The sequence below is a fragment of the Pseudomonas sp. TNT3 genome (assembly GCF_010095445.2).
Taxonomy (GTDB): Bacteria; Pseudomonadota; Gammaproteobacteria; order Pseudomonadales; family Pseudomonadaceae; genus Aquipseudomonas.
This window is the reverse complement of record NZ_WFGV02000002.1, coordinates 1-25,243: the sequence shown is the minus strand read 5'-3', so window position 1 is coordinate 25,243 and position 25,243 is coordinate 1. Positions and strand designations below refer to the sequence as shown.

21 protein-coding genes are annotated in these 25,243 nt (G+C 59.2%); 13 read left to right on the top strand and 8 right to left on the bottom strand.

Features of this window, described 5'->3' with window-relative positions; all coding sequences use genetic code 11:
• Window positions 1-200 precede the first annotated feature (200 nt).
• The 3 genes from GBC55_RS01655 (at window position 201) to GBC55_RS01645 (ending at window position 3,501) form a co-directional block, all read left to right on the top strand.
• Complete coding sequence (locus GBC55_RS01655; RefSeq protein WP_162440477.1) at window positions 201-833, top strand: LysE family transporter; 633 nt, start codon at window positions 201-203, stop codon at window positions 831-833.
• Window positions 834-1,117: 284 nt separating this feature from the next.
• On the top strand, window positions 1,118-3,016 hold the full coding sequence (locus GBC55_RS01650; RefSeq protein WP_162440476.1) for an FTR1 family protein: 1,899 nt from the start codon (window positions 1,118-1,120) through the stop codon (window positions 3,014-3,016).
• Between the two features lie 29 nt (window positions 3,017-3,045).
• Complete coding sequence (locus GBC55_RS01645) at window positions 3,046-3,501, top strand: YaiI/YqxD family protein (protein WP_075946435.1); 456 nt, start codon at window positions 3,046-3,048, stop codon at window positions 3,499-3,501.
• A gap of 79 nt (window positions 3,502-3,580) precedes the next feature.
• On the opposite strand, the gene elbB is transcribed toward GBC55_RS01645, so the two are convergent.
• Window positions 3,581-4,249, bottom strand: a complete 669-nt coding sequence (gene elbB, locus GBC55_RS01640; RefSeq protein ID WP_162440475.1) for an isoprenoid biosynthesis glyoxalase ElbB — start codon at window positions 4,247-4,249, stop codon at window positions 3,581-3,583.
• A 115-nt stretch (window positions 4,250-4,364) separates the two neighbouring features.
• Between elbB and GBC55_RS01635 the strand changes: the two genes are divergently transcribed.
• Window positions 4,365-5,600, top strand: a complete 1,236-nt coding sequence (locus GBC55_RS01635) for a sterol desaturase family protein (protein WP_162440474.1) — start codon at window positions 4,365-4,367, stop codon at window positions 5,598-5,600.
• Here GBC55_RS01635 and GBC55_RS01630 read toward each other — a convergent pair.
• Window positions 5,581-6,213 carry a DedA family protein gene (locus GBC55_RS01630; RefSeq protein ID WP_162440473.1) on the bottom strand — a complete coding sequence of 211 codons (633 nt, stop codon included), beginning with the start codon at window positions 6,211-6,213 and terminating at the stop codon, window positions 5,581-5,583. The two genes, GBC55_RS01635 and GBC55_RS01630, sit on opposite strands and share 20 nt — an antisense overlap.
• Window positions 6,214-6,421: 208 nt before the next feature.
• On the opposite strand from GBC55_RS01630, the gene hemB reads away from it, so the two are divergent.
• Both hemB and ppk1 read left to right on the top strand, forming a co-directional pair.
• Window positions 6,422-7,435: a porphobilinogen synthase gene (gene hemB / locus GBC55_RS01625; protein ID WP_162440472.1), complete on the top strand. Its 1,014-nt coding sequence runs from the start codon at window positions 6,422-6,424 to the stop codon at window positions 7,433-7,435.
• Between the two features lie 17 nt (window positions 7,436-7,452).
• Window positions 7,453-9,675 (top strand): polyphosphate kinase 1, encoded by a 2,223-nt coding sequence (gene ppk1 / locus GBC55_RS01620; RefSeq protein WP_162440471.1) that lies wholly within the window; start codon window positions 7,453-7,455, stop codon window positions 9,673-9,675.
• 185 nt (window positions 9,676-9,860) lie between these two features.
• On the opposite strand, the gene ppx is transcribed toward ppk1, so the two are convergent.
• Window positions 9,861-11,363 carry an exopolyphosphatase gene (gene ppx, locus GBC55_RS01615; protein WP_162440470.1) on the bottom strand — a complete coding sequence of 501 codons (1,503 nt, stop codon included), beginning with the start codon at window positions 11,361-11,363 and terminating at the stop codon, window positions 9,861-9,863.
• Between the two features lie 304 nt (window positions 11,364-11,667).
• Between ppx and trxA the strand changes: the two genes are divergently transcribed.
• The 5 genes from trxA to GBC55_RS01590 all read left to right on the top strand — a co-directional run bounded on the left by trxA (window position 11,668) and on the right by GBC55_RS01590 (window position 16,980).
• Entirely contained in the window at window positions 11,668-11,997 is a 330-nt protein-coding gene (trxA, locus tag GBC55_RS01610; protein WP_003177349.1) for a thioredoxin TrxA, read from the top strand.
• 248 nt (window positions 11,998-12,245) lie between these two features.
• A complete protein-coding gene (gene rho / locus GBC55_RS01605; RefSeq protein WP_007942421.1) occupies window positions 12,246-13,505 on the top strand; it encodes a transcription termination factor Rho in 1,260 nt (419 codons plus the stop codon).
• Window positions 13,506-13,643: 138 nt separating this feature from the next.
• Entirely contained in the window at window positions 13,644-15,110 is a 1,467-nt protein-coding gene (gene ubiD, locus GBC55_RS01600) for a 4-hydroxy-3-polyprenylbenzoate decarboxylase (RefSeq protein WP_162440469.1), read from the top strand.
• On the top strand, window positions 15,110-16,078 hold the full coding sequence (locus tag GBC55_RS01595) for a CDP-6-deoxy-delta-3,4-glucoseen reductase (protein ID WP_162440468.1): 969 nt from the start codon (window positions 15,110-15,112) through the stop codon (window positions 16,076-16,078). Before ubiD ends, GBC55_RS01595 begins: the two co-directional genes overlap by 1 nt.
• A 233-nt stretch (window positions 16,079-16,311) precedes the next feature.
• The gene (locus GBC55_RS01590) at window positions 16,312-16,980 is read left to right on the top strand and encodes a gamma-glutamylcyclotransferase (protein WP_162440467.1); all 669 of its coding nucleotides are present in this window, start codon (window positions 16,312-16,314) and stop codon (window positions 16,978-16,980) included.
• On the opposite strand, the gene glpT is transcribed toward GBC55_RS01590, so the two are convergent.
• On the bottom strand, window positions 16,956-18,305 hold the full coding sequence (gene glpT, locus GBC55_RS01585; RefSeq protein WP_162440466.1) for a glycerol-3-phosphate transporter: 1,350 nt from the start codon (window positions 18,303-18,305) through the stop codon (window positions 16,956-16,958). The genes GBC55_RS01590 and glpT overlap by 25 nt on opposite strands.
• A 324-nt stretch (window positions 18,306-18,629) precedes the next feature.
• Here glpT and GBC55_RS01580 point away from each other — a divergent pair, with 324 nt between their 5' ends.
• Entirely contained in the window at window positions 18,630-19,244 is a 615-nt protein-coding gene (locus GBC55_RS01580) for an energy transducer TonB (protein WP_162440465.1), read from the top strand.
• A gap of 61 nt (window positions 19,245-19,305) precedes the next feature.
• Here the strand turns inward: GBC55_RS01580 and GBC55_RS01575 are convergent, their stop codons facing one another.
• The gene (locus tag GBC55_RS01575; RefSeq protein WP_162440464.1) at window positions 19,306-20,283 is read right to left on the bottom strand and encodes an NADPH:quinone oxidoreductase family protein; all 978 of its coding nucleotides are present in this window, start codon (window positions 20,281-20,283) and stop codon (window positions 19,306-19,308) included.
• Window positions 20,284-20,433: 150 nt separating this feature from the next.
• Between GBC55_RS01575 and GBC55_RS01570 the strand changes: the two genes are divergently transcribed.
• Window positions 20,434-20,841 (top strand): flagellar basal body-associated protein FliL, encoded by a 408-nt coding sequence (locus tag GBC55_RS01570; protein ID WP_162440463.1) that lies wholly within the window; start codon window positions 20,434-20,436, stop codon window positions 20,839-20,841.
• Between the two features lie 59 nt (window positions 20,842-20,900).
• Here GBC55_RS01570 and GBC55_RS01565 read toward each other — a convergent pair whose 3' ends face one another.
• The 3 genes from GBC55_RS01565 to GBC55_RS01555 form a co-directional block, all read right to left on the bottom strand.
• The gene (locus GBC55_RS01565) at window positions 20,901-22,019 is read right to left on the bottom strand and encodes an ABC transporter permease (RefSeq protein ID WP_162440462.1); all 1,119 of its coding nucleotides are present in this window, start codon (window positions 22,017-22,019) and stop codon (window positions 20,901-20,903) included.
• Window positions 22,019-24,748 carry a ribosome-associated ATPase/putative transporter RbbA gene (gene rbbA / locus GBC55_RS01560; protein WP_162440461.1) on the bottom strand — a complete coding sequence of 910 codons (2,730 nt, stop codon included), beginning with the start codon at window positions 24,746-24,748 and terminating at the stop codon, window positions 22,019-22,021. The genes GBC55_RS01565 and rbbA overlap by 1 nt, the downstream gene beginning before the upstream one ends.
• Window positions 24,745-25,243, bottom strand: a 499-nt coding sequence (locus GBC55_RS01555) for an HlyD family efflux transporter periplasmic adaptor subunit (protein WP_247266848.1), incomplete at its 5' end; no start/stop codon positions are given. The genes GBC55_RS01555 and rbbA, both read right to left, overlap by 4 nt.

The following is a 25,243-nucleotide window of genomic DNA, read 5'->3' as shown; positions in this document are numbered from 1 at the left end:
CTCGCTCCCCAAAGGGAGCGCGTCGATCACACATCCGCAATCCAACCGCAAACCTTCGCGATCACGGTCTGTCAGACGACGCCCGCTCCAGGCCCTCAGCACGTCCCTTAGTCGCAACATCCTGCAAAAAAATCATTAGTCATCGGCCCAGCGCCGCATTAGCTTAGACGTCTGTCAACGAGTCCAAGTCGAGGTGCGCAATGGAGCTTCAAACATGGCTGGCGTTCTTTGCCGCCTGCTGGGTGATCAGCCTGTCCCCCGGTGCCGGCGCTATTGCGTCGATGTCCAGTGGTCTGCAATACGGTTTCTGGCGCGGTTACTGGAACGCACTCGGCTTGCAGCTGGGCCTGGCGGTGCAGATTGCAATCGTCGGTGCGGGTGTAGGCGCGATCCTCACCGCATCAGCCACGGCGTTCTATGCCATCAAATGGTTCGGCGTTGCCTACCTGGTTTACCTCGCGATCAAGCAATGGCGCGCGCTGCCCAGTGACATGAGCGACGATGCGGCGATACGTCAGATCGGCAAGCCGATGGCTCTGGTGTTCCGCGGCTTCCTGGTCAACATCAGCAACCCCAAGGCACTGGTATTCATGCTGGCGGTGCTGCCGCAGTTCATTGACCCGCATGCGCCGCTGTTGGCTCAATACCTGATCATCGGCGTCACCATGGTCTGTGTGGATCTGATCGTCATGGCCGGCTACACAGGCCTGGCATCGAAGGTGCTGCGTCTGCTGCGCACACCCACGCAGCAAAAACGCATGAACCGTACGTTTGCCGGACTGTTCATCGGTGCGGCGGCGTTTATGGCGACATTGCGCAAGGCGGCGGTGTAAAGCTTGCGAGCCTGAATAATATGGTCATTGCATTCAGTTAAGCCTTACGCAAAACCTGTGGCGAGGGAGCTTGCTCCCGCTGGACTGCGTAGCAGGCCCTTTTTTGGGGCCGCTTCGCTGCCCAGCGGGAGCAAGCTCCCTCGCCACAATTAATTCAGCTGACCGAGACACTTTGACTCCACCTTGAATCTGCGCAGAACGTCCGGTATCAGCGAACAAAGCTTGAGTGAATGGGATTCGAAGTGAACAATGTGTAACTTCGTATTTCCAACTGAGATTCATTCATGATTGCCCCGTCACGACTACTGGCTTGGCTCGTGTTGCCGCTCGCTGCGCTCGGCAGTTTCCAACTGCTGGCCGACACCGTGGAAGGCGCGCCACAAGCGCTGCACATGCTCGATTACATTGGCGCCGACTATCCGCAAGCGGTCCAGGCGGGCAAGGTCATCAATGAATCCAAATACCAGGCGCAGCTCGATTCCATAAAAGCGCTACAAGGCCTGATCGTCGCGATGCCCGCCAAGCCGGAGCAAGTCGGGCTGGAGCAGGGCGTCAGCGCATTGCGCAGTGCCGTTACCGAACACCGGAACGGCGCGGACGTCACCCGTCAGGCGCGGCAGCTCGGTGCAAAACTCGCCGTCGCTTACGAAGTCAGTCAGGCGCCGATCATTACGCCCGACCCGACCCGGGGTGCGCCGCTGTATGCACAGCATTGTTCGGTCTGCCACGGTGATGCGGGCGCAGGCGACGGCCCGGCTGGCGTTGGCCTGACGCCGCCGCCATCCAATTTGCGCGACAGCGCACGCATGGATCACCTGAGTCTCTACGCGATCTACAGCACGCTGGGCCTGGGTATCGAAGGCACCGATATGCCAGCCTTTGCAGATCAACTGGACGATCGTCAGCGCTGGGACCTGGCGACCTATATCGCCAGCTTCAGCGCCGATCCGGCTGCTGCGGCATCTGAGAAAACCTACAACATTGCGGACCTGTCCCGACAAACGCCTGCTGAAGTGCAGGCCGCCGAAGGACAGCAAGCCGCCGGGGTCTATCGTGCACAGCGAGCTCAGCCACCGCAGGCCAAGCGCGGCCCGGCGCAACTGCTCGACTACACGGCAGCGACTCTGGACAAGAGCATCGCGGCCTATCGAGCCGGCGATCACGATCAGGCATATGACTTGTCGGTAGCGGCTTACCTGGAGGGCTTCGAACTGGTCGAGAGCTCCCTGGACAACGTCGACGCCAACGTCCGCAAGGACACTGAAAAATCGCTGATGGCGTACCGTCAGGCATTGCAGGATGGTCTGCCAGTGGCCCAGGTTCAGCAACGACTGGACACGGCGAAAACCAAATTGAAGGAATCGGCCGGTCTGTTGGGCAGTGACGGTCTGAGTTGGTCCCTGAGTTATATTTCCGGTCTGTTGATTCTGTTGCGCGAAGGCCTGGAAGCGATTCTGGTGCTGGCGGCGATCCTTGCGTTCCTGCGTAACACCGGCCAGCAATCCGCCGTGCGCAGCGTCAACGCGGGTTGGGGCCTGGCGCTGCTGGCAGGTCTGGCCACGTGGGCGCTGGCGGCGTATGTGATCGATGTCAGCGGTTCCCAGCGCGAATTGCTCGAAGGCGCGACGGCACTGTTTGCCAGCGTCATGGTGCTATGGCTCGGCGTCTGGATGCACGATCGCCGTCATGCGGCGGCCTGGCAGGATTACATCAAGAGCAGCCTGGTGGGCGGTGGTGGGCGTTTCGGGTTCGCGACGCTGGCGTTTTTCTCCGTCTACCGCGAGTTGTTCGAGGTCATCCTGTTCTACGAAACCTTGTGGTTGCAGGCGGGCCCGGCCGGTCATAACGCGGTGTTGGCCGGCGGAGCAACGGCGTTGGTGCTGCTGGTCGGTTTGGCCTGGGTGATCCTGCGAGGCTCGGCAAAACTACCGTTGTCGTTGTTCTTCGGCATCAACGCTGGACTGCTGTGCGCGTTGTCGGTCGTGTTCGCCGGGCATGGCGTGAAGGCATTGCAGGAAGCCGGCATCTTTGGCACCCATCCTGTGCCATTCTTTGACTTCGACTGGCTGGGCATCCAGGCTGATGCCTATTCGCTGAGTGCGCAGGCGGCGGCGATCATTGCGATCATTGTCTTGTATGGCCGTAGCCGGTTGGCGGAGAAGCGGCGGGTTCAGGTTTCCTGACCTGATTGGTGTTTAAAGAGGAAACATTCATGCGTGTGTGGATCGATGCCGATGCCTGCCCTCGGGCGGCGAAGGACCTGGTCGTGAAGTTCGCCCTCAAGCGCCAGTTCGAAGTGGTGCTGGTGGCCGGGCAGCCGCAAATCAAACCGGGGCTGGCCCTGGTGAAATTGATTGTGGTGCCCAGCGGGCCGGACGCGGCAGACGACTATTTGGTGGAACACGCGGTGCCTGGCGAGCTGGTGATCTGCAGTGATGTACCGCTGGCCGATCGTCTGGTGAAGAAGGGCGTTGCTGCTCTGGATCCGCGTGGCAAGGAGTTCGATGCACAGAACATGGGCGATCGACTGGCGGTGCGTAACCTGTTCACCGATCTGCGTGAGCAGGGTCAGATGAGCGGTGGTCCAGCGCCATTTGGCGAGCGCGAGAAGCAAGCGTTTGCCAATGCGCTGGACCGGATACTCACACGGCTTTCCCGCAAGCCCTGAAGCGATCGCAGGCTCTTAAAAAGGTGCGCATCCAGTCCACGTAGGAGCTGGCGAAGCCTGCGATCTTTTGATTTTTCTTTTACACGTCGTTTTCGTGGGTCAGTTCGAGCACGCGGTCGACCAGTTTATTGATCCCCGATGCCGCCTCACCGATGCTCTGAGCGAGCATGTAAGCCGGGGTGCTCACCAGTTTGCGCGCCTTGTCTTCAACGATGTCAGTCACCGCGCAATCCGCGTGAGTAGCCCCCATTTTGTTCATGGCGGCAGCTGTCTCGGCATCGTTGCCGATGGTGCAGGTCACGCCAGGACCATAGATTTTCGCCGCAAGCGCCGGAGAAATGCAGATCAGCCCGACCGGCTTACCCGCTTCGGCGAAGGCTTCGGTCAGCGCCAGAACGTCCGGATGCACCGAGCAGCCGGCGCCTTCGATGGCAAAGGTCGACAGATTTTTCGCCGCGCCGAAACCGCCCGGCACGATCAGCGCGTCGAAGTCATCGACACTGGCTTCGCGAATGTCCTTGATATTGCCCCGTGCGATTCGCGCGGATTCCACCAGCACATTGCGCGACTCGGGCATTTCTTCCCCCGTCAGATGGTTGATCACATGCAGCTGCGCGATGTTTGGGGCAAAGCACTGCACCTGAGCGCCGCGCTGGTCCAATCGCAGTAGAGTGATCACGCTCTCGTGGATTTCGGCGCCGTCGTAAACGCCACAGCCGGAAAGGATCACTGCAATTTTTTTGCTCATGGGCTTTTCTCCTTATTTATGGCGCTAAATGTCCACTAATTTGTCATCGGTTGCCATAGGGATAATGGGCGGCTACACCTAGGATCTGTGTTCAAGATCCCGATCAGGACGCGTCATGGACCTCATTCTGTATGCCGTTCCGTTTTTCCTGGTGCTGATCGCCGTAGAGCTGTTGGCTGACCGTTGGCGCGGGATGAGCAATTACCGGATCGCCGACGCGATCAACAGCATCAGCACCGGTGTCTTGTCGACCACCACGGGACTGCTGACCAAAGGTGTCGGGTTGCTGACCTATGCCTATGCGCTCAAGCATCTGGCGCTGTTCGAGCTGTCTGCCGACAGCGTCTGGGTCTGGGTGTTTGCCTTTGTCCTTTACGATTTCTGCTACTACTGGCTGCATCGTATGGGCCATGAACGCAACATTCTCTGGGCCGCGCATTCGGTGCATCACCAGAGCGAGGACTACAACCTCTCCACGGCTTTGCGCCAAACCAGCACCGGCTTCTTGCTGAGCTGGATTTTCTACCTGCCCATGGCCGTGCTGGGTGTACCGCTGCTGGTGTTCATCAGCGTCGCGGCGCTGAACCTGCTTTACCAATTCTGGGTGCATACCCGACACATTCCCAAACTTGGCTGGTACGAGTGGTTTTTTGTCACGCCATCCAATCATCGGGCTCACCATGCACAGAACGCTCTCTACATGGATCGCAACTATGGCGGTGTGTTCATTATTTGGGACCGTCTGTTTGGCTCGTTCCAGGAAGAAGACGACAACGAGCCGGTTATCTTCGGCGTGACCACACCGCTCGCGAGCTGGAACCCACTGTGGGCGAACGTGCAGTTTTACGTGCAGTTGTGGGATGACGCGCGACGGACGCAGAGCAGACGGGACAAGCTGCGCATCTGGTTCATGCGCACCGGATGGCGCCCGGCAGATGTCGCGGCAAGCCACCCGATGAGCAAGCCGGACCTGAGTCAGTTCCGCAAGTTTGAAGTGCCTCTGGACGGGCGTCAGCAGGTGTATGTGGCGCTGCAGTTTTGCGTCTACATCGCGCTTGGCAGCTATTTGATGAATATGGAGCGAAGCCTGTCGAGCGCCGCACTGGTGCTCGGCTGGGGCGCAGTGGCGTTGGGATTGTTCACGTTGGGCGTCGCCCTGGAGAATCGGCCGTGGGCGGTGAAGCTCGAGCTGCTGAGGCTGGCTTCGAACGTGCCGCTGGTATGGCTGGCGCCGATGGTCGGGCTGTGGCCCGCCAGTGCGGTGGGCTGGATCGCGTTGCTGAGTTACAGCCTGCTGAGCGGGATCGGCCTCTACTGCTGCAGAGACCGGGTTACTCGGTTGGCGTCTTAGTCGCGTCAGCTTTGGCCTGTTCGGCCTTCAGGGCTTGCTCGTCAGCGTAGACTTTCCTGGCCAGGCGAGCGTTCTTGAAGCGCCGGCGCAGCCACAGGCCGACACCCAGCACCAGCAGGGCGCCGAGCACCCATAGCTCGTATTTCTTGACGCTGCCGAGCATGCCTTCAAGCACCGCGCCGAAGTGATAAGCCGCCGCTGCCAGCGCGCTTGCCCAGATCGCCGCGCCTATGCCGTTCAGCAACAGATAGCGTCCGGGCGGATAGCCCGACAGGCCAATCGCCACGGGCATGACGGTGCGCAAACCGTAGACAAACCGAAAACTCAGGACCCAGATGTCGGGGTGCTTGCGGATATGCTCCAGTGCCCGATCACCCAGCAACTGCCAGCGTGGCTTGCGCGCGAGCAACTTGCGCCCGTGCTTGCGACCCAGGAAGTACCACAGCTGGTCACCCGCGTAACTGCCACAGAACGCCACGATGGTGACGATCTTGATGTCCATGTATCCGCGAAACGCGAGGAAGCCTGCGAGCACCAGAATGGTTTCGCCTTCGAAGAACGTGCCGAGAAAGAGGGCGAAATACCCGAATTCCTGAAGAAATTGCTGGAGCATTGTCTGGGTGCTGGCGAAATGAACGCGCAGCCTAACCCTTCGTGCACATTCATGAAAGTGTCCAAATGTGTCTCGACGTGAACATTTCCTACAAGGACAATGGAATTTGGCTACAGAATATGGGAGTGCACATAACTGTCACACGACGGTCATAATGCCCGCTTATAACTGTCACGCTCGCCCGTCAGCACGGGCTCAGGAGTCTGCCGTGAGTTTCACCCCCGCCAATCGTTTGTTTCCTGCAACCCGCCTGCGTCGCAACCGTCGTGATGATTTTTCGCGTCGACTGGTCCGTGAAAACGTTCTGACCGTCGATGACCTGATCCTGCCGGTGTTTGTGCTGGACGGTGAAAACCGTCGTGAAGCGGTGGCATCGATGCCGGGCGTAGAACGCCTGACCATCGACCTGTTGCTGGAGGAAGCGGCGAAGTGGGTCGAACTGGGCATTCCGGCGCTGGCACTGTTTCCGGTGACCCCGCCGGAACTCAAGTCCCTGGACGCCGCCGAAGCCTGGAACCCCAACGGTATTGCCCAGCGCGCCACGCGAGCGCTGCGAGCGCAGTTCCCGGAGCTTGGCGTGATCACCGACGTCGCCCTGGACCCGTTCACCACCCACGGGCAGGACGGTATCCTCGACGAAGAAGGCTACGTGCAGAACGACATCACCGTCGATGCGCTGGTCAAGCAGGCCTTGTCCCACGCCGAAGCGGGCGCTCAGGTGGTGGCCCCCTCGGACATGATGGACGGTCGGATCCAGGCGATCCGCGAAGCACTGGAACTGGCCGATCACGTCAACGTGCGGATCATGGCCTACTCGGCGAAGTACGCCAGTGCGTACTACGGGCCGTTCCGCGATGCGGTAGGTTCGGCGCTGAACCTGGGCAAGGCCAACAAGGCCTCCTATCAGATGGACCCGGCGAACAGCAACGAAGCCCTGCACGAAGTGGCGGCAGACTTGTCAGAAGGCGCGGACATGGTCATGGTCAAGCCAGGCATGCCGTACCTGGACATCCTTTACCGGGTCAAAGAAGAATTCAAAGTGCCGACGTTTGTTTACCAAGTCAGCGGCGAATACGCCATGCACATGGCGGCAATCCAGAATGGCTGGTTGAGCGAAGGGGTTATCCTCGAATCCCTGACCGCTTTTAAACGTGCAGGCGCCGATGGCATCCTGACTTACTTTGCCGTCCGTGCCGCTCAATTGCTACGAGAGCAACAATAGCCCTCCAGGAAAAGGTCATGAATACCGAAGGACTCACTGAAGTTGCCGTAAAAGAAGCTCAACCCGTGGTGGAGCAAATCGCCGAAACGCCACCGGAACTTGAGCCTGCTCCACCCACGGTAGTGGCCGAGCCCGTTTCGTCGGCGCCCGCGATTGCCATTCCCGGCCTGGATGACAGCAGCCTGTACATCCACCGCGAGCTCTCGCAACTGCAGTTCAACATCCGGGTGCTGGAGCAGGCGCTGGATGAGTCCTACCCCTTGCTGGAGCGGCTGAAGTTCCTGCTGATCTTCTCCAGCAACCTGGACGAGTTCTTCGAGATTCGTGTTGCCGGCCTGAAGAAGCAGATCACCTTCGCCCGTGAACAAGCCGGTGCCGACGGCCTGCAACCGCATCAGGCTCTGGCGCGCATCAGTGAGCTGGTACACGGCCACGTCGACCGCCAGTACGCGATCCTCAACGACATTCTGTTGCCGGAACTGGAAAAGCATCAGGTCCGCTTCATCCGTCGGCGTCACTGGACCACCAAGATCAAAACCTGGGTGCGCCGTTATTTCCGCGACGAGATCGCGCCGATCATCACCCCGATCGGCCTCGACCCGACGCACCCGTTCCCGCTGTTGGTGAACAAGAGCCTGAACTTCATCGTCGAGCTCGAAGGCATCGACGCTTTCGGTCGCGATTCCGGTCTGGCGATCATTCCGGCCCCGCGTCTACTCCCGCGCGTTATCAAGTTGCCGGAAGAAGTGGGCGGCTCTGGCGACAATTATGTGTTCCTGTCGTCAATGATCCACGCGCACGCCGATGACCTGTTCCAGGGCATGAAGGTCAAGGGCTGCTACCAGTTCCGCCTGACCCGAAACGCCGACCTCGCGGTGGATACCGAAGACGTGGAAGACCTGGCACGCGCCCTGCGCGGCGAGCTGTTTTCCCGTCGCTACGGTGACGCGGTGCGTCTGGAAGTGGCCGACACTTGCCCTAAACACCTGTCCGACTACTTGCTCAAGCAGTTCAACCTGCACGAAACCGAGCTGTATCAGGTCAACGGCCCGGTGAACCTGACCCGTCTGTTCAGCATCACCGGTCTGGACAGTCAGCGCGAGCTGCAATACATGCCGTTCACGCCGCAGATCCCGAAGCTGCTGCAGAACAGCGAGAACATCTTCAGCGTGATCAGCAAGCAGGACATCCTGCTGCTGCACCCGTTCGAGTCCTTCACGCCGGTCGTCGACCTGCTGCGTCAGGCCGCGAAGGACCCGCATGTACTGGCAGTCCGTCAGACGCTGTACCGCTCCGGCGCCAACTCGGAAATTGTCGATGCACTGGTCGATGCCGCGCGCAACGGCAAGGAAGTCACCGCGGTGATCGAATTGCGTGCGCGGTTCGATGAAGAGTCCAACCTGCAACTCGCCAGCCGTCTGCAGGCAGCCGGCGCAGTAGTGATCTACGGAGTGGTCGGCTTCAAGACGCACGCCAAGATGATGCTGATCCTGCGCCGCGAAGCCGGTGAGATCGTGCGTTACGCGCACTTGGGCACCGGTAACTACCACGCGGCCAACGCCCGTCTGTACACCGACTACAGCCTGCTGACGTCGGACGACGCCTTGTGCGAAGACGTCGGCAAGTTGTTCAGTCAGTTGATCGGCATGGGTAAAACCCTGCGCATGAAGAAGCTGCTGCACGCACCCTTCACGCTGAAGAAGGGCATGCTCGACATGATTGCCCGGGAGACCCAGTTCGCCCTCGACGGCAAACCGGCGCACATCATCGCCAAGTTCAACTCGCTGACCGATCCGAAGATCATTCGCGCGTTGTACAAGGCCAGCCAGTCCGGGGTGCGTATCGATCTGGTGGTGCGCGGCATGTGCTGCCTGCGTCCTGGCATCGCCGGGGTTTCGCACAACATTCACGTGCGCTCGATCATCGGTCGCTTCCTGGAGCACACCCGGGTCTTCTACTTCCTCAATGGCGGCGAAGAACAGATGTTCCTGTCCAGCGCCGACTGGATGGAGCGCAACCTCGACAAGCGCGTCGAGACCTGTTTCCCGGTGGAGGGCAAGAAGCTGGTCATGCGGGTCAAGAAAGAGCTGGAGCTTTATCTCACCGATAACACTCACAGCTGGAGCCTGCAGTCTGACGGTCGCTACATCCGCAATACGCCGACCGGCAACCAGAACCCACGCAGTGCCCAGGCCACGCTGCTGGAGCGGTTGGGCAGTCCGATTCTGGCAGTGCGTTAAGCAGCATTAGTCGAAGCAAAAAAATGGCGATCCCTGCGGATCGCCATTTTTATTTATCTGCCTGAACCACCCCCTGTAGGAGCTGCCGAAGGCTGCGATCTTTTGATCTTGCTTTTAAGAATCAAAAGATCGCAGCCTTCGGCAGCTCCTACAGGGGGTGCGAATCATCAAATACCGCGACAGCTTTAACGGACGTTGAGCACGAAACCAACCCGCGTCAGCCATTCCGCTTCCAGCGCGAAATCAGCCTGGGTCAGCTGGTTTTCGTCCAGCCAGTTGGCCGGGAACAACACATCCAGACTGTCGCGATTGGCGCGCAGTATCACCTGAGGCATTTCCTGTGTGCCGCGGATGTGATGGAACAGGATTGCAAAGCGCAACAGAACGCACAGGCGAATCAGCTTGATGCCGTCATCACCAAACTCGGCAAACTTGTCTTTTGGAATGTTGCGTCGATGACCACGCACCAGTAAAGCGAGCATTTGCTGGTCTTCTCGGGAGAATCCGGCAAGGTCGGAGTGCTCGATCAGGTAGGCGCCGTGCTTGTGGTAATGATAGTGAGCAATGTCCAGGCCCACTTCATGGACCTTGGCTGCCCAGCCGAGCAATTCACGCCAGACACCCTCGTCCAGGTCCCAATCTTCGGCAACTTGATCGAACGCGTGCAGCGCTTTGCGTTCAACCCGTGCAGCCTGTTCCAGATCGACGTGATAACGCTCCATCAACGAGCTGAGAGTGCGCTCGCGGACGTCTTCGTGATGATGACGGCCCAGCAGGTCGTACAGCACGCCTTCGCGAAGGGCGCCTTCACAGTGGTCCATGCGCTGCAGTTCGAGGGCATCGAAGATTGCTTCAAGAATCGCCAGGCCGGCCGGGAAAATCGCCCGACGGTCAGGCTTGATGCCTTCGAAATCGATTTTCTCGACGTCGCCCAGTTTGAACAGCTTGCGCTTGAGCCAGGCGAGGCCTTCGGCATTCACCTCGCCGGTACCATGACCGCCAGCCTTTAGCGCTAGGCCGATGGCGCGGATGGTGCCCGAGGAGCCGATGGCTTCATCCCAGGTCAGGCGGTGCAGGGCGTGTTCGATGCTCATGATCTCCAGGCGTGCCGCCGTGTACGCCTGGGCGTAGCGGGCCGGAGTGATCTTGCCGTCCTTGAAATAGCGCTGGGTGAAGCTCACGCAGCCCATTTGCAGGCTTTCGCGCAGCAGCGGTTCGAAACGCTGGCCGATGATGAATTCAGTACTGCCGCCGCCGATGTCCGCCACCAGACGTTTGCCCGGGGTGTCGGCGAGGGTGTGGGAAACGCCGAGGTAAATCAGGCGCGCTTCTTCGCGGCCGGAGATGACTTCCACGGGGTGTCCGAGAATGGCTTCGGCGCGGCGGATGAATTCGCCGCGGTTGCGGGCTTCACGCAGGGCGTTGGTGCCAACGATTCGCACGGCACCCAAAGGCATACCGTTGATCAGTTGGGCAAAGCGCTTCAGGCAGTCCAGGCCGCGTTGCATGGATTCTTCGTTGAGTTGGCGTTCATCGTCGATGCCGGCGGCCAGCTGAACCTTCTCCCCGAGACGTTCGAGAATACGGATTTCGCCGTTCTGGGCTTTGGCCACGACCATGTGAAAGCTGTTAGAGCCCAGGTCGATTGCGGCGATCAGGGACAGATTCTTGGCTTGGGATTGCGGCATGGTCAGGGGGTCTCGGTCGATAACCTCGACATCGTGCCACGATCAAACGCTGCCGCCAACGCGCAGTGTTCAAAGCATTGATCCGGCGCAGGAAAGCCGGTGACTGCTCGCGATGGCTGCCTTGAAAGCACCCAATGTCGGATTACGCACCGAATTTCTCTCCTCCGGCCCCGTCACTCCTTGACTTGAGCTATACCCAAACTCATGCAGCACCATAGCGAGACTCAATCATCTGCACCTTCCTGAACGAGGGAAGGGCAGCTATGATGGGCCACGTTTTTTTGCTTACAACCTGGAGACTTCCATGAGCAGCGATCTTATCAAACACGTTAGCGACGCTAGCTTCGAGGCCGATGTACTCAAGGCCGAAGGCGCTGTACTGGTCGACTACTGGGCTGAATGGTGCGGCCCTTGCAAAATGATCGCTCCTGTTCTGGACGAGATTGCAGAAACCTACAAAGGCAAGCTGACTATTGCCAAGCTGAACATCGACGAGAACCAGGAAACTCCGGCCAAGCACGGCGTGCGTGGTATCCCGACCCTGATGCTGTTCAAGAACGGAAACGTTGAAGCGACCAAGGTCGGCGCACTGTCGAAGTCGCAACTGGCTGCTTTCCTCGACGCCAACATCTAAGTGTCGATGTAAAGTGTCCGAAAAAAGGCCCCGCTAATTGCGGGGCTTTTTCGTTATTGAGGGCTAGACGCTCCGAAACTCAGGTGGTACATTCGGCCCCGCACTGGTTTCTCCATTGCCCCCTGCTAGCCGTCGCCGACGCACTCCTTTTCGAATAAGTACGCGATCCTGTCGCCTTCTCTGCGGCGCGGCCTCATTAAGCCAAAAGCTTAATTTCCCCCCTCCATAAATGATTACGTCATTCCTATATGAATCTGACTGAACTCAAGCAAAAGCCGATTACCGAACTGCTCGAATTGGCCGAACAGATGGGCATAGAAAATATGGCCCGTTCGCGCAAGCAGGACGTGATTTTCTCCCTGCTCAAAAAGCACGCTAAAAGCGGCGAGGAAATCTCCGGTGATGGCGTGCTGGAGATTCTCCAGGACGGCTTCGGCTTCCTTCGCTCCGCTGACGCTTCCTATCTCGCTGGCCCTGACGATATCTACGTCTCGCCAAGCCAGATTCGTCGTTTCAACTTGCGCACCGGTGACACCATCGTTGGCAAGATCCGCCCTCCAAAGGAAGGCGAGCGTTATTTCGCGCTGCTCAAGGTCGACACGATCAACTACGATCGTCCCGAGAACGCGAAAAACAAGATTCTCTTCGAGAACCTGACCCCGCTGTTCCCGACTGTGCGCATGAAGATGGAAGCCGGCAACGGTTCCACCGAAGATTTGACCGGTCGTGTGATCGACCTGTGCGCCCCGATCGGCAAAGGCCAGCGCGGTCTGATCGTTGCACCGCCGAAAGCCGGTAAGACGATCATGCTGCAGAACATCGCGGCGAACATCGCTCGTAACAACCCTGAAGTTCACCTGATCGTTTTGCTGATCGATGAGCGTCCGGAAGAAGTAACCGAAATGCAGCGCACCGTGCGTGGCGAAGTGGTTGCCTCGACGTTCGACGAGCCGCCAACCCGCCACGTGCAGGTTGCCGAAATGGTGATCGAAAAGGCCAAGCGCCTGGTCGAACACAAGAAAGACGTGGTGATCCTGCTTGACTCCATCACCCGTCTGGCTCGCGCCTACAACACCGTGATCCCGAGCTCCGGCAAGGTACTCACCGGTGGTGTCGATGCCCACGCCCTGGAGAAACCGAAACGTTTCTTCGGTGCCGCGCGGAACATCGAAGAAGGCGGTTCGCTGACCATCATCGCCACGGCGCTGGTTGAAACCGGCTCGAAGATGGACGAAGTGATCTACGAAGAATTCAAAGGCACCGGCAACATGGAACTGCCTCTGGACCGTCGTATCGCTGAAAAACGCGTTTTCCCGGCCATCAACATCAACCGTTCCGGCACCCGCCGTGAAGAGTTGCTGACGGCCGACGACGAGTTGCAACGCATGTGGATTCTGCGCAAGCTGCTGCACCCGATGGACGAAATCGCTGCCATCGAGTTCCTGGTCGACAAGTTGAAGACGACCAAGACCAATGATGAGTTCTTCCTGTCGATGAAACGCAAGTAAGTCGATAGACCAGCAAAAGCCGGGGAAACCCGGCTTTTTGCTATCTGATTTTTGATGAACGGCAGTTCGTTGTTCTGAACAGAAGGGTTCGGCGCTAAACTGCCAACCCCGAACGCCACGGCAATACGAGGCTCACGCATGCAGTATCGCGACTTGCGCGACTTTATCAGCGGTCTGGAAAAGCGCGGCGAACTCAAGCGCATCCAGGTTCCGGTGTCCCCAGTACTCGAAATGACCGAAGTGTGCGATCGCACCTTGCGTGCCAAGGGCCCGGCCCTGCTTTTCGAAAACCCGACGGGCTACGACATTCCTGTACTCGGTAACCTGTTCGGCACACCTGAGCGCGTCGCGCTGGGTATGGGCGCCGAAGCGGTCAGCGAGTTGCGCGAAATCGGTAAGCTGCTGGCGTTCCTCAAGGAACCCGAGCCACCGAAGGGCCTGAAAGACGCCTGGTCCAAACTGCCGATTTTTCGCAAGATCATCGCCATGGCACCCAAAGTCGTCAAAGACGCGGTGTGCCAGGAAGTGGTCATCGAAGGCGACGACGTCGACCTTGCGATGCTGCCCGTGCAGACCTGCTGGCCCGGCGACGTCGGTCCGCTGATCACGTGGGGCCTGACGGTTACCAAAGGTCCGAACAAAGATCGCCAGAACCTGGGTATCTACCGTCAGCAAGTGATCGGCCGCAACAAGGTCATCATGCGCTGGTTGAGCCACCGTGGCGGCGCGCTGGATTATCGTGAGTGGTGCGAGAAGCATCCTGGTCAGCCGTTCCCGGTGTCTGTGGCCCTGGGCGCTGATCCGGCAACCATCCTCGGTGCCGTGACGCCTGTCCCTGACAGCCTCTCCGAATACGCCTTCGCCGGTCTGCTGCGGGGCAACCGCACCGAACTGGTGAAATGCCGGGGCAACGATCTGCAAGTACCGGCCACCGCCGAGATCATTCTTGAAGGCGTGATTCATCCGGGTGAAATGGCCGACGAAGGTCCGTATGGCGACCACACCGGTTACTACAACGAAGTCGACAGCTTCCCGGTGTTCACCGTCGAGCGCATCACCCACCGGATCAAACCGATCTACCACAGCACCTACACCGGTCGTCCGCCGGATGAGCCGGCGATTCTGGGTGTCGCCCTGAACGAAGTGTTCGTGCCGATCCTGCAGAAGCAGTTCCCGGAGATCACCGACTTCTACCTGCCGCCTGAAGGCTGCTCGTACCGCATGGCCATTGTGACCATGAAGAAGTCCTATCCCGGCCATGCGAAGCGGGTAATGCTGGGTGTCTGGTCGTTTTTGCGACAGTTTATGTACACCAAGTTCGTTATCGTCTGTGACGACGATATCAACGCACGTGACTGGAACGACGTGATCTGGGCCATCACCACGCGCATGGACCCCAAGCGCGACACGGTGATGATCGATAACACGCCGATCGACTACCTCGACTTCGCCTCGCCGGTATCCGGCCTGGGATCGAAGATGGGGCTCGATGCCACGCATAAATGGCCGGGCGAAACCACCCGCGAGTGGGGCCGGGTCATCGTCAAGGACGAAGCCGTGACCCAACGGATCGATGCCATCTGGAATCAGTTAGGAATAGATTGATGCGTGTAACCTTGCAGCCTTCCGGAGCAGTGCTTGAGATTCTGCCCGGCGAGCGGATTCTTGATGGAGCGCGGCGCCTGGGCTATGAGTGCCCGCAGAGCTGCCGCAACGGCAATTGCCATGTGTGCGCTGCACTGTTGGTGGAAGGTCGGGTCGAGCAGGCCGGCAATGTGCGCGACCACGGCGAGTTCTACACTTGCATAGCAGAGCCGCTGGAAGACTGCATCGTGCTGTGGGATGGCGTGCTCGCGCTGGGAGAATTGCCGGTGCGCAGTTTGGCGTGTCAGGTCATTGAATGCAGGGACGTCGGCGGTGACACCTGGCGAGTCAGCCTGCGAGCGCCCGCTGGTAAACCACCTCGCTATCATGCCGGTCAGTATTTGATGATCGAGCGCGAGAACGGCGAAAAATCCGCATTTTCCCTGGCCTCGGCACCCCACGCGGGACGAGACCTGCAAATCCATGTGCTGGCGCGCGAAAGTAGTGCGCTCAGCCTGATCGAACAGCTGCAACGCAACCCGTTAGTGCGCATCGAGATGCCGTTCGGCGATACCCATCTGGCGGAATTGCCGGACGGTCCACTGGTGCTGATTGCCGCTGGCACGGGCATGGGTCAGATCCATAGCCTGATCGAGCATTGCCGGGCTGCGGGTTTCAAACATCCGGTCCATCTGTATTGGGGTGTGCGTCGTCCTGAAGATTTCTATGAAATCGAGCATTGGGATGAATGGCGGAAGCTGCCTAACCTGTTTTTGCATAAAGTCGTCAGCGATCAATGTGGCTGGGAAGGGCGTTGCGGCATGCTGCATGAGGCGGTATGCGAGGACTTTCAGGACCTGAAGCCACTTCATGTGTACGCGAGCGGCTCTCCGGCGATGGTCTATGGCACGCTGGATGCGCTGGTCGAAGCGGGTATGGATGCTCATCAGATGCGTGCCGACGTATTTGCGTACGCGCCGCGATCTTGATCCGCGATCTTGATCCACGATCTTGATCCTCGCTCTATTCGTTATAACTCCCCATATAGCCGATCGGTATTTATAGAATCTTATAAATACCGGTAGGTTATATCTCTCAAAGGCAACTTTTAAAGAACTGTGCCATGGCACTTAAATTGCCTTGAAACATATGTGCCTTATTGTTACAGCGGTGCGTTCTATTAAGTAATTCTTCACTCGCGGGGAGCTGAACGCTAATCGCCATGAGCGCCATTGAATCTGCTTTTTTGAATCTGGCTTACCCTCCGCGGCTCGATCTGGGGCCGCAGCTCACTCACGAACAATTGCTTAGCTCGATGCAGTCGACCATGGCGCGCCACAAAGGTGGGCCGGTCTGGTTGTTCGCTTATGGTTCGTTGATCTGGCGCCCTGAATGCCCGGCCGTTGAACGTGTGCGCGGCCGAGTGCATGGCTATCACCGCGGCCTGTACCTGTGGTCCCACGAACATCGCGGCACACCGGAAGTGCCGGGTCTGGTCTTTGGTCTGGATCGTGGCGGCTCTTGCAGCGGTTTTGCCTATCGCTTGCCCGAAGAGCAACTTGATGCCTCGCTATACGCCCTGTGGCAACGCGAAATGCCATTCCCGTCCTATCGCCCGCACTGGCTCAACTGCCGTCTCGAAGACGGCAGCCAGGTTCAGGCATTGGGCTTTGTGTTGGAGCGACACCTGCCCAGCTACGCCGGCAACTTGCCGGATCATGTGCTGAGCCAGGTGTTCGAAAGCGCTTGCGGGCGATACGGCACGACTCGCGATTATGTCGAGCAAACCGCACACGCCCTGCGCAGCCACGCCATGCCAGACCGAAATCTGGAGGCGCGGCTCAAGCGCTGCAGGTCATCGGGCGATCAGGCAACCGCTTCACGGCCCTGACTGGCCACTTGTTTGTGCCACAGCGTGGGGGCGAGGAACGCCATTGCCAGCAGACACGAGCCGATCAGCAGCACGAAGCCGCCATCCCAACCGAAGTGGTCCACGGTGTAGCCCATCGCTGCACTGGCCGCGACCGAACCGCCCAGATAGCCGAACAGCCCCGTGAAACCTGCCGCAGTCCCCGCCGCTTTTTTCGGCGCGAGTTCCAGTGCCTGCAAACCGATCAGCATGACCGGGCCGTAGATCAGGAAGCCAATCGAAACCAATGCGATCATATCCACCGTCGGGTTGCCGGCCGGATTCAGCCAGTACACCAGTGTCGCCACGGTCACCAGGGCCATGAACACCATGCCGGTCAGGCCACGGTTGCCACGGAAGATCTTGTCCGACATCCAGCCGCACAGCAGCGTGCCCGGAATACCGGCCCACTCGTAGAAGAAATAGGCCCAGGAGGTTTTATCCACGGAGAAGCCCTTGGCTTCCTTCAGATAGGTCGGCGCCCAGTCCAGTACGCCGTAGCGCAACAGGTAAACAAAAACGTTGGCCAAGGCGATGTACCAGAGCATTTTGTTACGCAGCACGTACTTGACGAAGATTTCCTTGGCGCTGAATTCTTCTTCGTGGCTGGCATCGTAGCCTTCCGGGTAATCGTTCTTGTACTTCTCAATGGGCGGCAGGCCGACCGATTGCGGGGTATCGCGCATCGTAGCGAAGGCAAATACCGCTACCGCCAATGCGACCGCGGCGGGCACATAGAATGCAGCGTGCCAGTCATTGAACAGGCCCATGCCGAGCAGGAACAGCGGGCCAATCAGGCCTCCGCCAACGTTATGCGCCACGTTCCACAGTGACACCACGCCACCGCGTTCCTTCTGCGACCACCAATGAACCATGGTTCGTCCGCTTGGCGGCCAGCCCATGCCCTGCGCCCATCCATTGATGAAGAGCAGGATGAACATGATGGTCACGCTCGACGTCGCCCACGGAGCGAAACCGAAAATGAACATGACCCCCGCCGACACCAGCAGGCCGAACGGCAGGAAAAAGCGCGGGTTGGAGCGGTCGGAAACGATGCCCATCAGGAACTTGGACAAGCCGTAAGCGATGGCAATGGCCGACAACGCCAGACCCAATTCACCGCGGGTGTAACCCTCTTCGATGAGATAGGGCATGGCCAGGGAGAAGTTTTTACGCAGCAGGTAATAACCTGCATAGCCGATGAAAATCCCGGCAAAAATTTGCCAGCGATGACGTCGGTAGGTGCTGTCTATTTTTTCGTCAGGCAATGGAGCCTGATGTGCGGCAGGACGAAAGAAAGCAAACATTCAAGAGCTCCAGTTTTCTTGTTTTGACTGCGGATGCGAATGTTACAGTTTCGTTACCGAAAATAGCACCGGTTCGCATAGGTCAAACAGCGGAAATATTGAAGATCGCATGTTCTTTTACGAACATGTCGCTCAGACGTAAGTGCAGGACGTTGTGGGAAACGTTACCTTCGCGTCATTCAGCGCTGCATCTTCTCGTTTTAACGGAAGGTTCTCGGAAGGATCCTTCGTTCAAACAGGAAGTCGTGACGTTCTGTTTCAGGGCGTTGAGCCGTAACCTTTGCAGGAAGCAGTTTTGGAGTTTTGTTCATGGAGGAGAGCGGTATGCGGCGGTTAGCCATTTTGCTTTTGCTGGTGTTGGCAGTAGAGGTCAAGGCGCAGGAAGTGCTTCTGATACCGGAGGATAATCCCCGGCCGACGTACCCCAGGAACCTCCAGCGGGCCGGGTTCACCGGTGATGTTCGGGTCAGCTTCTATGTCAATGCCGATGGTTCGGTTAACCGGGTGAAGATTCTGGAGTCCGACCACCCGGACCTGGCTGAAGCTTCTAGAGTGACGATTGAGAAGTGGCGGTTCAAACCGTGGGTTGTCAAAGACGATCGACCATCTGAGTTGGAAGTGGTCGCGCCGCTGGTATTCCGACTGGATCTGACTTCGCCCATTCATACCAATCAGTGGATCAAAGGACTGAAGTGCCGTGACATTAACGAAGAGTTGCTCCATGTACCGGAGTACGCCTGGATTGATGCCAGACCGTTTCATTACACCCGCGCATATCTGTCGAACGTCTTTCACACCACCCAGTTGCCGAAGGAACAACGGCTGGAATGGATCGCAAAGCTGAACAAGCGTGTGCCGACGATTGTCCAGCAATGCAGGGCGAGCCCTGTGCGCAAGTACATGAGTTTGCTGCCGGAGGAGATTCGACAGTTGCTTTAATCACGTCGAAGGCGTGATCTGGACAGCGTTGCTGCAGCCCGGATCACCGCCTTCGAGTCACTCAGCGAACCTGCACCACCACTTTCCCGACGGCCTTGCGCTGGCCGAGATCATTGATTGCCTGCGCGGCATTGCTCAGTGGGTAAACCTGCGACACCAACGGCTTTAACTTGCCTTCCGCGAACCAGCCGAACAACTGCTGGAAGTTCGCCGCGTTGTCCTGTGGCTGACGTTGCGCGAACGAACCCCAGAATACGCCGACGACCGCAGCGCCCTTGAGCAATGCCAGATTCACAGGCAATTCCGGAATGCGTCCGCTGGCGAAGCCGACTACCAGCAGACGGCCGTTCCAGGCGATGGCGCGCACAGCCTGGTCGAACAGGTCGCCGCCGACCGGGTCGTAGATCACGTCGGCGCCCTGGCCATCGGTCAGGCGCTTGATTTCGTCCTTGAGGCTGGTTTCACTGTAATTGATCAGTTCATCGGCACCGGCCGCCTTGGCCACGGCCAGTTTCTCCGCGCTGCTGGCGGCGGCAATCACACGAGCGCCCATGGCTTTACCGATTTCCACAGCGGCCAGCCCGACACCGCCGGATGCGCCTAGCACCAACAGGGTTTCACCCGGTTGCAGGTTGCCTCGTTGTTTGAGCGCATGCATCGACGTGCCGTAGGTCATGCTGAAGGCGGCGGCGGTGTTGAAGTCCATGGACGGTGGAATCGGTAGCACGTTGTAGCCGGGAACGGCCACCTGTTCGGCGAAGCTGCCCCAGCCCGTCAGGGCCATGACCCGGTCACCAACTTTCAGATGGCTGACCTTTTCGCCCACCGCGCTGACCACACCCGCTGCTTCACCGCCCGGGGAAAACGGGAAGGGCGGCTTGAACTGGTATTTGCCCTCAATGATCAGCGTGTCGGGAAAATTCACCCCGGCGGCATGTACATCCAGCAGGATTTCATTCTTCTTCGCGACAGGACTGGCGACGTCTTCCAGCACCAGCGATTCGGCAGGGCCGAAGGCTTTGCACAGCACGGCTTTCATCAGGGCTATTCCTTTGGGAGTGATGGCCGATAAGTGTAGGTGTGTGAGTCGATGGGTCAACGAGCATGCCCGACCCTGATAGTCAGCCATAAGCTTGTGCTTGAGGAGGGGGTCGTTATGCTAGGCCGCAAACCGGATAAGGAGCGAATTGTGAAAGCGTGGATCATGTTGATGTTGGCCTTGTCGCTGCCTGTTGCAGCCATTGCCGAAGAAGCCAAGGAAGAGGCAGCGCCGAAGGTTAACTACATCACCCTCAGCCCGCCGTTCGTGGGCAATTATGGGTTGGACGGGACGCCGAAGCTCAAGGTTTACAAGGCTGATGTAGCGTTACGCGTGACCGGTGATGAGGCGACCAAGCTGGTCAAGGCCAATGAACCGTTGATTCGTAATCAACTGGTGGCGTTGTTTGCCCAGCAAACGACTGAGGCGATGAACAATGTGGATGCCAAGGAAAAGCTTCGTCAGGAAGCCTTGAGACAGACCCAGCAAATCATGAATGACGAGACCGGCAAGCCGGTGGTCGAGGATTTGTTGTTCAACAACCTCATCATTCAGTAAGTCATTGTTGTCCGGGCTGGCCTCATCGTCGGAACGCCGCTCGTAGCAAGCTCGCTCCATCAGGACGCCAGGCTCTTGCGAAACCGCATCAGCGCTATCGCAAAGAACACCAGCCCAATGGCGGTCAGCGCGAGCAAGTCCGGCCAGACAACGCTCAGCCCGGCGTCGCGAAACAGAATCGCGGCGCTCAGGCTGACAAAATGTGTCGACGGTGAGCCCTGCATGACCCATTGCAGCCATTGCGGCATGCTATCCAGTGGCGTGCTGCCGCCGGACAGCAGCAACATCGGGATGATCACCGGAATCGCTAACAGACCGAACTGCGGCGTCGAGCGGGCCAGCGTCGCGAGAAAAATCCCCAGCGCCGTACTGGCGAACAGATACACCGCAGTCACCAGCAAAAACAACGTCATCGATCCCGCCAACGGCACGCCCAGTGCACCTTTGACGATGACTTCCAGCGAGATCCAGGTGCAAAGCACCACCACCAGCATGTTGCTCCAGATTTTCGCCAACATGATTTCCAGCGCGGTCAGTGGTAGCACCAAGAGATGGTCGAGGGTGCCGTGTTCCCGTTCCCGCAGCAGCGCCGTACCGGTGAGGATGATGGCGAGGATGGTGATGTTGTTGACGATCTGAATCACCGCCAGGAACCAGCCTCCTTCCAGATTGGTATTGAACAGCGAGCGAGTGGTCAGCAGCGCTGGCGCCTTGCTGGCTGGATCGGTCTGGCCGCTGTAGGTCAGCAGTTCGCGCTGGAATATCCGTCCGATGTAGCCCGCGCCCATGAATGCCTGGCTCATTGCCGTGGCATCGACGTTGACCTGCACCGCCGGTTGGCGACCGGCCAGCAGATCTGTCTGGAAATTCGCTGGCACGTTGATCACGAACGTGTACTGGCCGCTGTCCATGACCTGATCGAGTTGCCCGTAAGGCAACAATACCGGGCGCTGGAACTCTGGGGGTTGCAGGGCCTGGGTCAGCTCCCGCGAGAGTTGGCTGTGATCTTCATCGACGATGGCCACGCTGGCGTTGTGCACGCCGATAACGGAGCCGGCGGCGGGCATGTAGATCGCCACGGTAAAGGCGTAGAACAGAAACAGCAGTAACACACTGTCGTGGCGCAGGCTGGTCAGTTCCTTTAGGCCCAGCCGCAAAATATGCGCAAGCTTATGCATCAGGCCTCCTGCTTTTTCAGCATGACCAGGCTGAGCCCGGTGAACCCGAGAAAGAACCCGAACAGCGCCAGGCATTGTGGCCATAACTGTCGCAGGTCCAGCGCTTTGGTGAAGGTGCCAACGGCGATGTCGAGGAAGTAACCAGCCGGGAACAGCATGCCCATCACGGCCGCTGCGCCTTCGAGGGATGAGCGCGGTACTATCAGCCCGGAAAACTGGATGGTCGGCAGGCTGGTGATGATCATGGTGCCGAGGATCGCGGCGATCTGGGTGCGGGTGAACGCCGAAATCAACAAGCCCATGCTGGTGGTGGCCAGCACGTAGAGCAAACCGCCGAAGGCCAGGGTCACGCCGCTGCCCTTGAACGGTACGCCAAACAGCCAACGGTTCATCGCCACCAGCACCGCCAGATTGACCAGGCTAATCGCCAGATACGGCGCCTGTTTGCCCAACAGGAATTCCAGCCGGGTTAACGGTGTGGCGTAGAAATTGGTGATCGAGCCCAACTCTTTCTCACGCACGATCCCCAGCGCGGTGAGCATCGCCGGGATGAAGGCGAGGATCAGCGCCATCACCCCAGGGCCGATGGCGTTAACGCTGACCACGTCCTGGTTGTAGCGGAAACGGGTTTCCAGTTTCGCCGCTGGCGGCCGGTTCAGCGCAGGGCTGCTTTGCTCGGCTAACTGCTCGATGTTCGCTTGGTGCACCGCTTCCACATAGTTGCGGCTGGTCTCGGCGCGAAACGGCATGCCGCCATCCAGCCACGCAGCCACGGTCGGTTGGAGTCCGGCGTACAAGTCGCGGCCAAAGCCTGGTGGAATCTCCAGCGCCAGTTTGATTTCCGAGCGTTGCAGCCGTCGGTGCAGTTCTTTGCTGTCGCGAATCGGAGCCTGTTCGGCGAAGTAGCGTGAGCTGCGGAACGCCTCCAGGTAGGTGCGACTTTGCGGCGTCTGGTCTTGATCGAACACGGCGAAGGCCAGTTTTTCCACGTCGAGGGAAATCCCGTAGCCGAAGATCACCATCATGAAAATGGCCCCCAGCAGGGCGAAGGCCATTCGCACTTTATCGCGTAGCAGTTCCTTGCCTTCGCGACTGGCCACCGCCATCAGGCGCCCGACACTGAAACCACGTTCCTTCATCGGCGCGGCGGGCGTGACAAGTGCGCCGGCGGACGCTGCGGGCGTGGGCGTGGGCGTTTCTGCCGGGGCCTGGGCTTGCTCCAGGCAGATAACAAACGCCGCCTCCAGAGTCTCACCCTTGAACTGCTCTTGCAGCGCCGCCGGGGTATCACAGGCCAGCACCTTGCCGGCGTGCATCAGCGAGATGCGGTCGCAGCGCTGGGCCTCGTTCATGAAGTGGGTGGAGAGAAAAATCGTCACGCCTTGCTCGCGGGACAACTCGATCAGCAATCGCCAGAAGTCATCCCGCGCGGCGGGGTCGACGCCGGAGGTCGGTTCATCGAGGATCAGCACTTCCGGGCGATGCAGCACCGCGACTGCCAAGGATAGGCGTTGACGCAAACCCAAGGGCAGGCCGCCGGCCTGTTGATCGGCAACGTTGACCAGGTTGAAGCGCTGGATCAGTTCATCGATGCGCTGGTCACTGTGGGCCTTGGGCAAATCGAACAGTCGCGCGTGCAAATCCAGGTTTTGCCGCACGCTCAACTCGCCATACAGCGAGAAGCTCTGCGACATGAAACCGACCCGTTTGCGGGTGGTCAGGTCCTTGGCGTTCACCGGTTTGCCGAGCAGCGTGGCGGAACCTTCGCTGGCCGGTATCAGTCCGGTGAGGACTTTCATGGTGGTGGTCTTGCCGCAGCCGTTGGAGCCGAGAAAGCCGAAAATTTCCCCGCGACCGATGGCGAAGCTGACCTTATCCACTGCCGTGAAGTCGCCGAAGCGGAGTGTAAGGTCGTGGGCTTCGATGGCGATGTCGGTATTGGCGCCGGTTCGCGGCGGGATCACCAAGGCTTGGTTGTCGTGTCCGCTGTCGCCCTGGAAATGGGTAAAAGCTTCGTCGAGTTTAGCGCTGGGGGTCACCGCGGCCAGTTCGCTGCTCAGGCCTGTGGCGATTAGTTTGCCACCGTCGAGCATCAGACAATGTTCGAACTGCTCGGCTTCTTCCATGTATGCCGTGGCAACCAGCAGCGTCAGTTGCGGGCGCTGGCGGCGCACATCGTCCACCAGTTCCCAGAAGCGCCGCCGGGACAACGGATCGACGCCGGTGGTCGGCTCATCGAGGATCAGCAGGTCAGGCTCATGGATCAGCGCACAGCAAAGCCCGAGCTTCTGCTTCATGCCGCCCGAAAGCTTGCCGGCCGGGCGATCGGCGAAGTGCAGCAGATCGGTGGCCAGTAGCAGGCTGTGCATGCGCTGATCGCACTCGGCTTTCGACAGGCCGAACAGGGTGGCGAAAAAGTGGATGTTCTCGCTGATCGACAACTCGGGATACAGGTTGCCGCCCAAACCCTGAGGCATGAAGGCGATACGCGGGTAGAGGCTGTTGCGATGGCGGCGATCCTGGATTGAGCCGCCCAACACGTCCAGTTGACCTTGTTGCAGGCTTTTCACCCCGGCGATCAGCCCCAGCAAGCTCGACTTGCCGGCGCCGTCCGGGCCAATCAATCCGCAACGGGTGCCGGCGGGAAGGCTGAAAGTGATGTCGGCCAGGGCCTGTTGTTTTCCGTAACGGTGATTGACGCCGGTGGCTTGCAGCGCCAGGCCAGTCATTGCAGATTGGCCGGCCAGCTAACAGGCGCGGTGCGCACGTAACCGGCGCCAGGCATGCCCGGTTTTGCCTGGGGCAGAGCGCTGGGGTCGGTCAGGCGCAGTTTGACGCGGAACACCAGTTTCTGCCGCTCATCGCGGGTCTCGACTTCTTTCGGCGTGAATTGCGACTTGCCGGCGACGAAAGTGATTTTGGCGGGTAATGGCTTGTCGGGCAGGGCATCGAGCAGGATACGTGCTTCATCGCCAACGGCTACGCGCCCGGTGACGGAGGCCGGGAGGTAGAGGTTCATGTATTGGTCGTTGGGGTCGATCAGCAACAAAACCCGTCCGCCTGCACCGAGCACTTCGCCGGGTTCGGCCATGCGCAACTGGATCACTCCTTCGATGGGCGCCCGCAGGCTGCTGTCGTCGATTTCACTGGCCAACATCGCGACTTGGGCCTGTGCCGCACCAATCGCTGCGCCGACTGCCGAGACCTGGGCTCGGGCCGCGGCG